The organism is Halobacillus sp. B23F22_5 (genome assembly GCF_043497085.1).
Taxonomy (GTDB): Bacteria; Bacillota; Bacilli; order Bacillales; family Halobacillaceae; genus Thalassobacillus.
Genome location: NZ_JBIEKI010000021.1, coordinates 48,988 through 61,329 on the forward strand (window position 1 = coordinate 48,988; position 12,342 = coordinate 61,329).

Sequence of the window (12,342 nt, forward strand, 5' to 3'; positions counted from 1 at the left end):
TCATTAAAAGAAAAAGGAGGTTATATAATGGCAAGAAACTTAATTACAGTAAAAAGGGCTAAAGAGGACATAAAAAGGCTTCAAAACTACATAGACTTAGTTGAAAGCTATAAAGCAGATACAACAGAAAAATGGATCATCAAAGAATACGCCATTACCAATAGCATTAATAAAGTATGTGATAGGGCAAAAGAAGATAATATTATCCTGGAAGGCGTACCGCTTACAAGAGAAACTATAACTGCAGTTATTAAGAGTAAACCAATAGACAGGCTGCACCGTACATTACAAGCTGGATACAAGAAGAAAATTAAGCATACACTTAAAACCTGGTGATATACTGACCACAAAGAGAGCATTTAAACAATCTCATACAAAAAACTACGCTTCATACAAAAACCATACAAGAATCTAAAAACGTTGTATCCCTTGTTATATAGGGCTTATAGGCTTCTCATACAAGAATCACAAAAAAATATAGTGTCTGGAGTAAATTTAAGCAGAATATATTAGGCTACAGTTATATTACTTGTAGCTATGGAGACCAAAGAAAGGGAGGGCGTAGAAGCCCCCTTTTTTATGTTATAGATTAATTTTTTTTGCTATTTTTTCTATTGCATCCGTCTTTCTTTCCATCAAGGACAAAAAAGCACCTGCACCCAGAAAAACACTTGCAGATACAAAACCATAAAAAACAATAGATCCTACCGTTGATAATGTCATCCATAAAGATTGGTCACCTGTTATAAAATTGTCTTTTATAGCAAAAAACACCCCCACCCATACAGCTGTTCCAACTAAAATGAGATAGCCTAATACATAAAAATAGACAACCATTAAAATCCTCCCCTATTATGTAACTTTAGTAATATAATAACAAAGATTCCCAGATACAATTCTTATTAATGAAAAAATTTAAAGGGCAGAATTTATATAATAACTATGGGGAAAAAATGGAGGCAAACTTAAACGAAATGTCCTCAATAATAAAAAAACATAGATTAACTATTGGTGTAACAAGCTTAAAAATACTAAAACTGTATCATACATATCTAATCTACCACCTTGACAGAGTGGAGGTCGTTTTAGGGTCACAATTTAATGCACACATGCTCGCGCTTCTGACTGGATATTGACTGGATTTTAATTATCAGTATATATATCCTATTTGATCTCGTGCTATTTACATAAAGTTGGAACACCGATTATTTAAGGATTCATACGTCTAATCTTTTATTATTTATTTAATACAGTGAATGGGCGGCATGATGTAATAACGCCCAAAACCCTTTAGTGAAGGGGTTTAACACCTTGTGTAATCCATGAATGACATACTTTTTGTCATTCAAAAAACAAAATATCCTATTTAGTTAGCCTCTCATTAGTTCACTGAACTTTTGAGAGGTTTTTTCATTTATTATGTTCTATTGGTTAAACCAAATTGGTGCCATAATGGATATTAATTTTGATTTTAAGAAAAGCAAAGAAAAGGACTTGATGTAGGTTTGGGCTAATAACTTTTGGTATTGTTAAAAGTGACAGGACGATTATCTCGAAACTGAGTCTTTCGCTAAAGGGCAGGATTGTTGAAAACTCAGTTTCGAGATAATAGTCGTTTTTGAAACAATATCTTTACTTATTCGTATATAAAATATAGTGCTTTTAGGAGAGATAGTGATCTAAGACCTAAGACCTTTTGATATTTTGTTTAGTTGCTATAATAGGCTTTTGGTCAGAACCCAAAAAGGAATTGCAGTTAGAGCCTTGGAGTAAACAGTGATTTCGTTTGAATATTACATAACTCTAAACTTGTTTCTCTGTCAAAACTTTGGCATGTTAAAAGAAAATCATTTTTAAAATAGAATTGTAGGGAGGCTAGCACTTGCACATTATATTAAAAACTTTAAAAAATATGTTTTTTGATTTGTTCTCTATGTTTAAGGGCTTTACGTACGGTTTCATAATGGTTGGAATATTTATTTTAGTTGGTGGTGCTTTGTTATACGGTATTTTTTATCTAATAAACGTGGTGCTTTAGTCATAATTTAAAAAATAAAATTAATTATCTTTATAAGGCTAAGCTTCTGATTCTACTAAGAAGATCTCTTAAACATACTATACGAGGTGGAAAAAATGGCGATTGCGTTAGAAAATATGTCAAAAGAAGAATTTACATTATATTTCGAAGATAAGGTTGAGAGATATAGTAAGGTTCTATTGTCGAATAAACATGAAGTAAATAACGAAACACCATCTTTTGAGGCACGTAATAAGCTAAACAATTTACTTCCGGAAGGTGTGGATACTTCAAACCATCACTTGTTTAATATATGTATAGATAACACGTTAATTGGATTTGTTTGGGTTAAAATTGAACGCGAAAAGAAAAGTGCATTCCTTTATGAAATTTTTATTTTCGAAAACTATAGAGGTAGAGGCGTTGGAACTAGTGTGATGAAAAATTTAGAAAAATGGTTAGAAGAGGAAGATATTTATTACTTCAAACTACATGTTTTTGGTAGCAATGAAGACGCTAGGAGACTATATGAAGAGCTAGGGTTTAAAATAGCAGGTGTGAATATGTTGAAAAATATTGGTGGCGGTGCCTGATTCCAATCACTTTGCCACTTTAAAAAGACTGAAGGTCAGTCGCTATTATTGGAGTGAACATATCTTAGTTTCTAATGAAGCAGAGCTACAAGAAAACCATAATAGGAACAAGGAGAGAATTAAGTGAAGAAGTAAAAGAGAGCGTGAAGAATAGCTTGCCATTACATATTCTCTTGCAGAAATGGTAGAAATTATTAATTGTAATATCTTTAATTCGATTCTTCCACAAAAGGGGGCGATTAGCGAATAAGAGCTGGCCGTCCCAAGTTTGGATTTTGGCAGGTAAATATGATAAAGGGAGCAATACATTGAAGAAATTTTATGTAGCATCAAGCTTTAAGAATATAGATACAGTTCGTTACGTTAGTAATCATCTGATAGAACAAGGCTATATTCAAACTTATGATTGGACTAAAAATGAGAGAGCGTCTTCATTCAAAGACTTAAAAGAAATAGGAACTCTAGAAAAGGAAGCTGTCCAGGAAGCAGATTTTGTTATTATTTTATTACCGGCCGGAAAAGGAAGCCATATTGAATTAGGTATGGCACTTGCACTAGGAAAACGAATATTTCTCCACTCACCAAACGATGAAGTAAATCAATTCGAAACGACCAGTACCTTCTATCATCTTCCTGAAGTAAATACATCTAATGGAAGTATTGATGACTTATTAAATCTAGGTTTTACATAAGAGGTATCTTGATACTGAGTCTTTACCAAGAGGGGGCAATTCTGTCAAAGAATTGCTCCCTTCTTAACGTTTTGGGCAGGTTTGTGCACTAGTCAGTTTCGAGATAGTTTACAATTTTATGTAAAGTGGTTGAGTAATTAGTAGGTTTTTGAAATGATTAGAATTATGCTGAGTTTAAGGTCAGTAAAGTATATATTTGCCTCAGAGAATTATAATTTTCAAAATTTAATACAAGTTAAATTGGGAGGTCTCAAGTAAATGAATTTAGAGGTACCACTAAGGTGTACAGGTGTGGCTGCAGTTTTAATAAAGAGAACTGACTCAGACTATAAAGTTTTATTACTTAAACGTGATACATCTGTTTTAAGAGATGTTTGGTGTTACATAGGTGGAGGAATCGAAGAAGGGGAAAAAGCCTGGGAAGCTGCTCTCAGAGAAGTTAAAGAAGAAACAGGAATTACAGATCTCTCGCTTTATAGCTCCAATCAATTTGACCAGATATATTCACCTAAAGAGAACTATATTTATATTGCACCGGTATTCGTAGGTTATGTTGATGAGTCACAAAAGGTAAATTTAAACTACGAGCATAGTGATTATAAATGGGTTTCCTTTAAAGAAGCATTGGATACAGTTTCAATACCAGGCAATGAGGAAGTCCTTCTTTCTATCGAGAAACACTTTGTTAATCGTCCACCACTACATTATCTACGTGTACTATAAGATATTTACTTCCATATATAAAAATAAATTACTTATGACCCTTATCAATGTTAGTGGTACTTGGGCTGGTAAGTCATTTAGATACTTCGAAAATCAAGGGATTGATATAGCGAAAGCAAAACATAGCAGTAAAGGGATTTAACGTAAGACTGTTATTTTATTTGTTGTTCCCTGAATATTATAAAGGGATACATGGGAAGAAGTATCGACTACAGTACCCAATAATTATGGAAGAAGAAAAAAGGACCGGGCGTACTTTGTTCGGTTTTTTTATATTTTTGTAAGATATTTGAGTTTATCGCGTCTTATGTATAAGGAGGTGAGATGGTGACACAGCTTGAGGATATTTATAATACATACTTTAAAGATGTATTTTTATATGTGTATAGTTTATCTGGCGATAAGCATATCTCTGAAGATATCACTTCGGAAACTTTTATGAAGGCATTAACATCGCTAGACAGTTTCAGAGGGGATAGTGATATCCGTGTTTGGTTATGCCAAATTGCCAAAAACAGTTATTACTCTTATTTGCGTAAGAAAAAAAGCTTTGTAGGTTTTGAGTCGGTTCCAGAAACAGCTAGTGGAGACAATGTAGAACAAGAAATAGCCACTTCAGAAGCGTCTATGAAGGCACATGAAATTATCCAGAATTTAAAAGAGCCATACAAAAAGGTCTTTACGCTCCGTGTATTTGGAGAACTGTCATTTAAGCAAATTGGCAAATTGTTTGGAAAGAGTGATAACTGGGCTTGTGTTACTTATCACCGCGCTAGAGAAAAGGTTAAAGCGCGATTGGGGGATTATCGATGAAAATCAGCTGTAATGTGATCAGGGATATACTGCCGTTATATGCCGAGGATATGGCAAGTCAAGATACGAGAGATCTAGTCGAAGACCATATAGCTTCTTGTGAAAACTGCAAAAAACGCCTTAAAGAAATGCGGACTTTTGAAGAACCGCCAGTAGATACAGATATAGCTCCCTTAAGAAACATACAAAATACATTGCGAAGGAAAAAGCTGCAGACGATTATATTTTCAGTCATGGTAACATTGGTTTTTGCAGTGGTTACAATCGCTTATCTAACAACGCCAGCATACCTATCTTATAATGAAGATGCGGTTTCAATCATTGAAAAGGATGACGGAACTGTACTTTTGAATTTTGGTGAAGAAGTCGCTGGATTTGATGTAACCGAATATCCAGCAGCAGACAATTCAGGTTATGTCTATGATATAACGACATGGGAAACGATTTGGCACCAGAAAATAAGCAGAAACAACCTGGAAAATACGGTCTTAAACCCGAATGGGGAAACGGTCGCTTCAATCTACTATTACAATACCGATGGAAGTGAAAATACTTTAATTTATGGAGATCCAATAACGGATGGTTCTGTTATGACGTTACCTCGGCTTGTTTTAAGCTACTATTTGTTGTTTGCTGTAGGATTTTCACTTATTTGTGGAATTGGATTGGTCATATTCCGTAAGAACGAAAAAATAAGAAATGGACTAGAAAAGATTATTCTATTGCCTATCTCTTACCTGTTTGCTCACTTCCTTATAAAAGGTCTTCACTCTGCCACTTACCTTGCTGGACGAGACTTTTATCTAATATTACTAGTCGCCATTTCTTTATATTTTGCGTTGTTAGCTGGAAGGAACATATTAAAAAAATTATCAATTAAGAAGCCGAAAAGCACTTTATAATAGTTGTTGCTTTCACTAGTTTATAATAGACTCACCAATCAGTGATTCTTTTCTTAATTTTAGTTCTATATTATTTGATACAGAAGGGTCCCTGATGGATTCAGATTTCTAAAACATGGCCAAAAAGTATCCTTTGAATTGGTTGAAACCCCAAACTCTACTGATCAGAGTCCATCTTCAACAAAAGGGATAAAATAAGGTGAAAGTGAACCGAAGGGATTGTTAGTTTTGGAGTATATTTATGTCGAATGGATACATGACTTCATTAAGGGTTGACCACTATCTTGTGAATTGTTTTCACTATAAAGACGGAGAGCTTCTTTGTAGATTTCTGAAGGAGGAAGGTTTTCGTAATAGTCTTTATCTCTCCCTAAATATATAACGGCCTGCAACATAAATTATATTTGCTGTATTATCTTATCCTTTTTATTTACTAATAATTAATGTATTGGGAACAGGGGTAGGGGTTAAAGAGGATTAATAATATCTTGAGACTGAGTCTTTCTGAATAGGGGGCGATAGTTGCATTATGGCTATCGCTTATTCAGCTTGCGGAGCAATAGTATATAAGAGTCAATGATACGTTTTATATTGGTCTTAGGGGGTGGTCAAGAACGTTTAGGAAATGGATTAGACATATTCTAAGAGCAGTTCCATTAGGAATTGGTGTAGCTACAATTGTATTGGTTATTCAAGGGTCTAATGAAGGAAGTACCCCAATCACATTTCTATCAATTGGAATGATATGTTTAGCGATATTACATTATGAAGAAAAGTAATTAGTAAAGCTAACAGAAGCTTTAGATATAAACATACTCGAATATATCTCGAAATCAAACGTTATAGGGGGCGTTTAATCAACAAAGAATCGCCATTTTATTATTGTAAACCCTTCACTTTTTTTCATTTAATGCAAAGTTACATAACGATTAATACCATCATCTTAGCAGATGCATGGTATTTTTTAGGGGACATTACATTGCTTTACGATGTAAGTAGTTATACAATGTAATTACTAATATTAGGAGGTAAAACTATGGACAGAGAGCTGTTAAAGGGCAGTATTGAGATTTTATTGCTTTCATTACTAGCTGAAAAGGATTGCTATGGTTACGAAATGACCAAAAAACTAAGGGCTTTAAGCCAAGATTCCTACCATATGAATGAAGGAACACTGTATCCTGCTTTAAAAAGACTCGAAAAAAAAGAATGTGTGACTTCATATTGGAGTCATGAATCTGAGGGCGGGAGGAGAAAGTATTACTCTATAACCGAAACCGGAATTACTGTATTGGCAGAAAAACTTAAGAATTGGAAACAAATTAATTCGTTAATTGAAAATACAGTGGAGGAATTATCATGAAGGAGATTGAGCATTATGTAGAGGAAATCACCATGGATTTACCTGATGATGAAAAAAGAGAGTTAAGAGAAGAGATTTATGGACACCTTCGGGAACATGTGCAAGAGCTTTTAGTTAAAGGATATTCTGAAGATGTGGCTATTCGTTTGGCCATTGAATCATTTGGCAATAAGAATGACTTGAATCGGGAGTTAAAGAGGTCTTTTTTTCCGTTTTATAAACTGATCCGGTTTGTGTGGAGTGTCATATTTGCAACTGTATTTTTAAGCATTGCTTCCTATTCTGCTATGGAGTACTATCACCCGGAGTTTGATAATAGTCTGCCAATGTATAGTGTCGTAATGGCGATGTTTATCATAGCCTTTATTGCGGGTTTTGGTGAGGCTGGGTATGAAGCCCTTAATAGTAAATTTAAATTGAAATGGCTATTAAATCCTTGGCTATTCTTCATGTTCCCATTTCTGGTCATTGGTGGAATTCAAACACTATTGCTATTTATGCAGCCAGAGCAATATCAGGATGGTTTATGGTTGGATTTGTACACCATTCCTATTGGTGCTTTTGCATACATTATTTCAAGACAACTATTCACCATACTTTTTGTGAGCAATAAAAAAACTAAAAGAAATATGGTCAAGTAAGTTTCTAATAGTTGGATTAAATAGATTTTTTCTATTTCAAGATAAGGTTGTTAAGTAAATAATTTTGAAGTGGTTTAAGTGTTACTATATAAATTATTAGATATAAGAACTTATTTTAGGGGTTAGGAGGGATTGTATGGATGTACTGATGTATTTATTTCTTGCAGCATTGTTAATCCCATCAAATATATTCATAATAAAATGGAACAGAAGTGGGAATTTTCCCCTCTGGGTTTCTGGTATTTTATTAGCCATTCTTGGCGTTGTGCTTGGTTTTGCTGTTGGTGGAATCCTGGTGGGTCCTGGTAATGCTGGCCAAGGAGGAAGCATAATGGCCGCTTTTATAGGTCTTGTTACAGTAGCTAATGGATTAATACATTTCTTCATAGGGCTTGTAATGATAATCGGAAAATTATTTACTAAAAAGAATACTCAAGTATAAGAATAATCCATAATCCAAGGCACGTAGATTTAACAAGTGATTTGGTAGTTAATTTCAAATAAGAGTGGAATGATGTCAATCACCTACAGAAAAGGTGCTTTAGTTAATAATTCCTACAAAATATCTTGAAATCAACTCCTACTGTATCGGGAGCGATTGCTGTATTAGTGATCGCCCTATTTTTAAATAATATTGATGAAAAACAGAATAAAGCCAAAATAAAATTCCATTTTATGTTATTTTTAAATGAGATAACTGTAAAGAGGGAGTGATTATACATGAACATGATAGAAGGTCCCTTTCTTGTAGCCATCGTCCCTGGGGTAATCGTCTTATTATTAACGTGGTGGCTTAGAAAAAAAGACTTCCCGTTATTTGTACGAAATGCTCCTGGAATTTTAACTTTACTTGTTGCAATCACATTATTTTATATTGGATTCGTGAGAATTAGGGGGTTCGAAGGGGGAGCTTATGGGATACTAGCATTCTTTTTGCTTCTTTTTTCAATAGTGTCTTTTTTTATTGCAAAACCACAAAAGCACAAGTGAAGTTGTAAGTATCTTGGAGTTAAATCTTCAACAATCACTTTTTCACTTACGGATTACGGAAGACTCAGTTTCCAGATAATATCAGCATTTGTAACTATATAAGCACTGTTTCGTAAACGAGGTATAGTACTCTTTTGAGAAATGGTAGTTATCTTAGATATTGTAATATGGAATGAGTTGCTATTATTGTCGGAAGTGTAAGATGTATTATAGTTTTCACTTTTGTATTAGGAGGTTTTATATGCCGCGTTGTGATTACTGTGGAAATAAATGGGGATGGGTAATGACTTTAGAACGTACTTTTTCTCGTAATGCTGCTGTTTGTCCATATTGCAAAGAAAATCAGTATCAGACAACACGATCTAAAAGGTGGTGTACTCTCTTATATTTAATACCTATATTTGTAATGGCCTTATTGGTTGTTATGAATGTACCTATCCTTGCTTGGGCTATCATATGTTTTATGCTTTTTCCAGTTTTGACGTTAGTTGTACCGTTTATAGTTAAGTTAAGTAGCGAAAAGCAAAAAGATCCTTTTTGCGATGTTCCTTCATAACCTTAATAGCTCGATGGTGACTGGAGATTATCGACTGAGGTCTTAACTTAGTTAATCAATTTTCGGTGGCTTTACCTTAGCAACAGAACTTTAAATTGATTGTCATTACAGGTGTGTTGTTACTTTAATTGGGGGCAAAAACGGAAAATCGATAAAAGGATAATACGCTTTATTTAATAGGTGGAGGAGAGGAGGTCTTACTGACATGACTCCGATGGTGATAACGTTAGTCCTTGTTCCAACAATGATTACTAGTCTTATTGGTTACTTCTTATACAAATACAATAAACCTTCGAGTATAATCGTGATGTTACTAATTCCGATCATTATTATGTACTTGCTTATAAGTTATGAAGTTTTATTTAGCATTCCTTTATCTATAATTATTGTCCTAATCGTTCATGGGTATAAAAAGTCTTATGTATCTTGATTTTTAGTCTTGAATAAACGGGGCGATTGCTTAACTAGGAATGACTTCTATTCTTAATAATAGGTAATGCGAAATACTAATATAAACTAGAATGGGGAGTAGCGCAAAACTATAAAATAAGGGAGTTGATCTTCCTGGTAATATTAGCGGAGTCATTACGTGCAATTTCTATTACAGTACTAGTTATGAGTTCAATTTTTTATGGTTCACATTTGGCAAAAATAAAAAAACAAAGGAAACTTTCAACTTTTGAATTTATCATGTACCTAGCAATTGGAATAGCAAGTACTTTATTTGGAATCAGTTTGTTGCTTTTTACATTTGCTGGTTGAAAGAAAATAAGGTGTTTGAACATGTGAGAGCGCATTTATATAGTTAGTAATATGAGAACCGAGAATATTATCTACTTTTATCTTGAAACATTATTCAAGAAATGAGTGCTTATCCTTATGAAGGTGATCCTCTATTAGTAATTAATACTGAGTTCTAATTTTGAAATACTTAGTACGTGAGGAGAGGGAAAGTGCGAAGAAATTTAGGTATTATTTCGGCTGCTTTATTTTTAATTAGTTTAGTTATATATATTACAATGCTTTTTGGAAATGATAGCTTTCTACTCGCTGGAGGGGTTACATCTATAATTGGTTTGGTTATTGCGCTGTTTTCTAAAAAGGGAATTTACCGAAAAAATTGGATTCATAGGTAACGGATTAATTGTTTTTATTACATTAATTATTCCCTTAGTTGTTACTACATTCTTCTGGAACACTCCTTAACTACTTTCCTGGGAATTGAGCCATTAGTTTGTAATCAAGATTTAAGTTATTGCGGAAAATTGCCCAATAGATGCGCTTGGCTTTTACACTAACAGAGCAGAAGAGTTTAAGAATAACATAAACAAATAAGATAAGCATAATGATTTTTTTACATATTAATATTTAGCAAAGGAGAGTTTTTGTGGTGCCTAAAGCTACTATTATTGTAATACTTTTTTTGCTAATAGGTGCATTAGGTTATTTCTTATTTATAAATGTGTTTATTCCAAATATGATGTAACTTTGGCAGTCTTGTTGTATTAACGGGGGAGAGAACTGAATTTTACATGTGATTTAGCTTTTCCTTATCCACTTACCGGGTAGAAGGAATTTATTGTTGAAGGGGGAATAAATGTGGTGATTAAGGTGGTACTTCTAACTCTTCTTCTTTTACAAGTCATATATTTACTGATAAAAGTTAAGAACAGTAAAGAGAAGAAATATTACATACCTGCCTTGTTTGTAAGTGTTATTACAGCCTGGTTTATTTATAAAACCCTTACTTTTAGTGGGTTTGCAGCTATTAACTCAACTATTTATTCTGCATTTGGGCTGCTTGTTTCATTTATCTTTACAGCACACCCCCCATTTTTAAAAGAAAAAACTTGATGCATCTTGAATTCGAGTCCTCGACAATAGGGGGGAGGATATGGCTAAAAAGAGTACTCGCCTTTATTACATAAGCATAGGGACGGAGCAGAAAAGTTCAACAAATATATGATGTTAAATTTATATAGAGCATTAGAGTTGTGTAAGGACTTGAAAATTTTAATGAAAAGATGGGATAAGAAGTGAATGACTATATTGTATTAATACCATTATTTCTTGTTGTAATTGCAATGCTGAATCGTTCAGAGGTATTTTCAAAGATAGTTAAATATATTGGTTATGGATACTTCTTTATAGTTTCGTTGATTTTTATCGTAGTAAGAGAGAGAATTTACGCTCTGTATCATAAGGGTTCTCCTATCCCAGAAATTTATTGGGAGAAGAATTCGAACTGGGCTGATATAGGATTGCTTTTATATTTAGTGCCGACTGTAATTATATTCCTAATCCTAAGTTTATCTTGGTTTAAAAGAGAGAAAGACCTTAAAGGGAAAATTCTTATGTTTGTTTTCCTGGTAGTTGGGATGGCAGTCCTTTTCGGCTATGCTTTTTTCTTTAGTATGAGTTTGGGGTATAGACCGTAAAGTGATTTTATTCAGGATACGGGTGCGTTAGTTGAAGATCTGCTTCAATATCTCGAAATCAAGTCTTCCGCAATAGGGGGCGATTGTTCAATATAGACGATCGCTTTTTTTAACTAGCGGAGCAGAACAACACTTCAACAATGGAATGTTTTTTTATGGTAATTATATGGTAGCCTAGCATTAGGTTTTAATTGGTTGAAAGGGGAGGTATACCAAGAATGAAATTTATAGAATGGTTCGGTTTTATAATTTGTTTAGGTTCTTTGATTGCTAACGGTATAATTCGACATAATGGCTTATCCGATACGTTTTGGGGGAATTTCACCTTTATTTTAATATTTGCTGGCGCAATTATTACTATTATTGCGTTCCTTATTAGGAAATTTGGTAACAAAGAAAATAATAAAGTATATAATGATTTGTCTCACTAACGGATGCGGTAGTTTAATATTTGCTCCAAGATGTCTCGGAATCAAGTCTTCCACAATAGGGGGCGATTGTTCAATATAGACGATCGCTTTTTTTAACTAGCGGAGCAGAACAACACTTCAACAATGGAATGTTTTTTTATGGTAATTATATGGTAGCCTAGCATTAGGTTTTAATTGGTTGAA

General features: G+C 33.6%; 16 protein-coding genes. 15 read left to right on the plus strand and 1 reads right to left on the minus strand.

The annotated features are described in order from the left end of the window. Positions 1 to 27: 27 nt before the first annotated feature. Positions 28 to 336, plus strand: a complete 309-nt coding sequence (locus ACGTN9_RS18925) for a hypothetical protein (RefSeq protein ID WP_499595883.1) — start codon at positions 28 to 30, stop codon at positions 334 to 336. 246 nt (positions 337 to 582) lie between these two features. Here ACGTN9_RS18925 and ACGTN9_RS18930 read toward each other — a convergent pair whose 3' ends face one another. Next, the gene (locus ACGTN9_RS18930; protein ID WP_499595884.1) at positions 583 to 837 is read right to left on the minus strand and encodes a hypothetical protein; all 255 of its coding nucleotides are present in this window, start codon (positions 835 to 837) and stop codon (positions 583 to 585) included. Between the two features lie 1,296 nt (positions 838 to 2,133). Here ACGTN9_RS18930 and ACGTN9_RS18935 point away from each other — a divergent pair. From ACGTN9_RS18935 to ACGTN9_RS19000, 14 genes are all read left to right on the plus strand, one after another. After that, positions 2,134 to 2,610, plus strand: coding sequence for a GNAT family N-acetyltransferase (locus ACGTN9_RS18935; protein ID WP_499595886.1), 477 nt, complete (start codon positions 2,134 to 2,136; stop codon positions 2,608 to 2,610). Positions 2,611 to 2,885: 275 nt separating this feature from the next. Then, positions 2,886 to 3,302, plus strand: a complete 417-nt coding sequence (locus ACGTN9_RS18940; protein WP_499595889.1) for a group-specific protein — start codon at positions 2,886 to 2,888, stop codon at positions 3,300 to 3,302. A 258-nt stretch (positions 3,303 to 3,560) separates the two neighbouring features. Continuing rightward, positions 3,561 to 4,025, plus strand: a complete 465-nt coding sequence (locus ACGTN9_RS18945; RefSeq protein ID WP_499595891.1) for an NUDIX hydrolase — start codon at positions 3,561 to 3,563, stop codon at positions 4,023 to 4,025. A gap of 324 nt (positions 4,026 to 4,349) precedes the next feature. Then, positions 4,350 to 4,838, plus strand: a complete 489-nt coding sequence (locus tag ACGTN9_RS18950) for an RNA polymerase sigma factor (protein ID WP_499595894.1) — start codon at positions 4,350 to 4,352, stop codon at positions 4,836 to 4,838. Further along, entirely contained in the window at positions 4,835 to 5,740 is a 906-nt protein-coding gene (locus tag ACGTN9_RS18955) for a zf-HC2 domain-containing protein (RefSeq protein WP_499595896.1), read from the plus strand. The genes ACGTN9_RS18950 and ACGTN9_RS18955 overlap by 4 nt, the downstream gene beginning before the upstream one ends. A 1,036-nt stretch (positions 5,741 to 6,776) precedes the next feature. After that, complete coding sequence (locus ACGTN9_RS18960; protein WP_499595899.1) at positions 6,777 to 7,103, plus strand: PadR family transcriptional regulator; 327 nt, start codon at positions 6,777 to 6,779, stop codon at positions 7,101 to 7,103. Next, positions 7,100 to 7,744, plus strand: coding sequence for a permease prefix domain 1-containing protein (locus ACGTN9_RS18965; protein ID WP_499595902.1), 645 nt, complete (start codon positions 7,100 to 7,102; stop codon positions 7,742 to 7,744). The genes ACGTN9_RS18960 and ACGTN9_RS18965 overlap by 4 nt, the downstream gene beginning before the upstream one ends. Before the next feature lie 136 nt (positions 7,745 to 7,880). Then, positions 7,881 to 8,186, plus strand: a complete 306-nt coding sequence (locus tag ACGTN9_RS18970) for an inner-membrane translocator (protein WP_499595905.1) — start codon at positions 7,881 to 7,883, stop codon at positions 8,184 to 8,186. 278 nt (positions 8,187 to 8,464) lie between these two features. Then, positions 8,465 to 8,734 carry a YesK family protein gene (locus ACGTN9_RS18975; RefSeq protein WP_499595908.1) on the plus strand — a complete coding sequence of 90 codons (270 nt, stop codon included), beginning with the start codon at positions 8,465 to 8,467 and terminating at the stop codon, positions 8,732 to 8,734. A 241-nt stretch (positions 8,735 to 8,975) separates the two neighbouring features. Beyond that, positions 8,976 to 9,290: a TIGR04104 family putative zinc finger protein gene (locus ACGTN9_RS18980; RefSeq protein ID WP_499595910.1), complete on the plus strand. Its 315-nt coding sequence runs from the start codon at positions 8,976 to 8,978 to the stop codon at positions 9,288 to 9,290. Positions 9,291 to 10,243: 953 nt separating this feature from the next. Continuing rightward, a complete protein-coding gene (locus tag ACGTN9_RS18985) occupies positions 10,244 to 10,426 on the plus strand; it encodes a hypothetical protein (protein WP_499595911.1) in 183 nt (60 codons plus the stop codon). A 463-nt stretch (positions 10,427 to 10,889) separates the two neighbouring features. Next, on the plus strand, positions 10,890 to 11,144 hold the full coding sequence (locus tag ACGTN9_RS18990) for a hypothetical protein (protein ID WP_499595912.1): 255 nt from the start codon (positions 10,890 to 10,892) through the stop codon (positions 11,142 to 11,144). A 182-nt stretch (positions 11,145 to 11,326) separates the two neighbouring features. Then, positions 11,327 to 11,728, plus strand: coding sequence for a hypothetical protein (locus ACGTN9_RS18995; protein ID WP_499595914.1), 402 nt, complete (start codon positions 11,327 to 11,329; stop codon positions 11,726 to 11,728). Between the two features lie 218 nt (positions 11,729 to 11,946). After that, positions 11,947 to 12,159: a hypothetical protein gene (locus ACGTN9_RS19000; RefSeq protein ID WP_499595916.1), complete on the plus strand. Its 213-nt coding sequence runs from the start codon at positions 11,947 to 11,949 to the stop codon at positions 12,157 to 12,159. Positions 12,160 to 12,342 lie beyond the last annotated feature (183 nt).

What these genes read in the sequence shown, in the direction of transcription:
- ACGTN9_RS18925 (WP_499595883.1), top strand. Translation starts at nt 28, where the DNA reads ATGGCAAGAAACTTAATTACAGTAAAAAGGGCTAAAGAGGACATAAAA.
- ACGTN9_RS18930 (WP_499595884.1), bottom strand. Translation starts at nt 837, where the DNA reads ATGGTTGTCTATTTTTATGTATTAGGCTATCTCATTTTAGTTGGAACA.
- ACGTN9_RS18935 (WP_499595886.1), top strand. Translation starts at nt 2,134, where the DNA reads ATGGCGATTGCGTTAGAAAATATGTCAAAAGAAGAATTTACATTATAT.
- ACGTN9_RS18945 (WP_499595891.1), top strand. Translation starts at nt 3,561, where the DNA reads ATGAATTTAGAGGTACCACTAAGGTGTACAGGTGTGGCTGCAGTTTTA.
- ACGTN9_RS18950 (WP_499595894.1), top strand. Translation starts at nt 4,350, where the DNA reads ATGGTGACACAGCTTGAGGATATTTATAATACATACTTTAAAGATGTA.
- ACGTN9_RS18955 (WP_499595896.1), top strand. Translation starts at nt 4,835, where the DNA reads ATGAAAATCAGCTGTAATGTGATCAGGGATATACTGCCGTTATATGCC.
- ACGTN9_RS18960 (WP_499595899.1), top strand. Translation starts at nt 6,777, where the DNA reads ATGGACAGAGAGCTGTTAAAGGGCAGTATTGAGATTTTATTGCTTTCA.
- ACGTN9_RS18965 (WP_499595902.1), top strand. Translation starts at nt 7,100, where the DNA reads ATGAAGGAGATTGAGCATTATGTAGAGGAAATCACCATGGATTTACCT.
- ACGTN9_RS18970 (WP_499595905.1), top strand. Translation starts at nt 7,881, where the DNA reads ATGGATGTACTGATGTATTTATTTCTTGCAGCATTGTTAATCCCATCA.
- ACGTN9_RS18975 (WP_499595908.1), top strand. Translation starts at nt 8,465, where the DNA reads ATGAACATGATAGAAGGTCCCTTTCTTGTAGCCATCGTCCCTGGGGTA.
- ACGTN9_RS18980 (WP_499595910.1), top strand. Translation starts at nt 8,976, where the DNA reads ATGCCGCGTTGTGATTACTGTGGAAATAAATGGGGATGGGTAATGACT.
- ACGTN9_RS19000 (WP_499595916.1), top strand. Translation starts at nt 11,947, where the DNA reads ATGAAATTTATAGAATGGTTCGGTTTTATAATTTGTTTAGGTTCTTTG.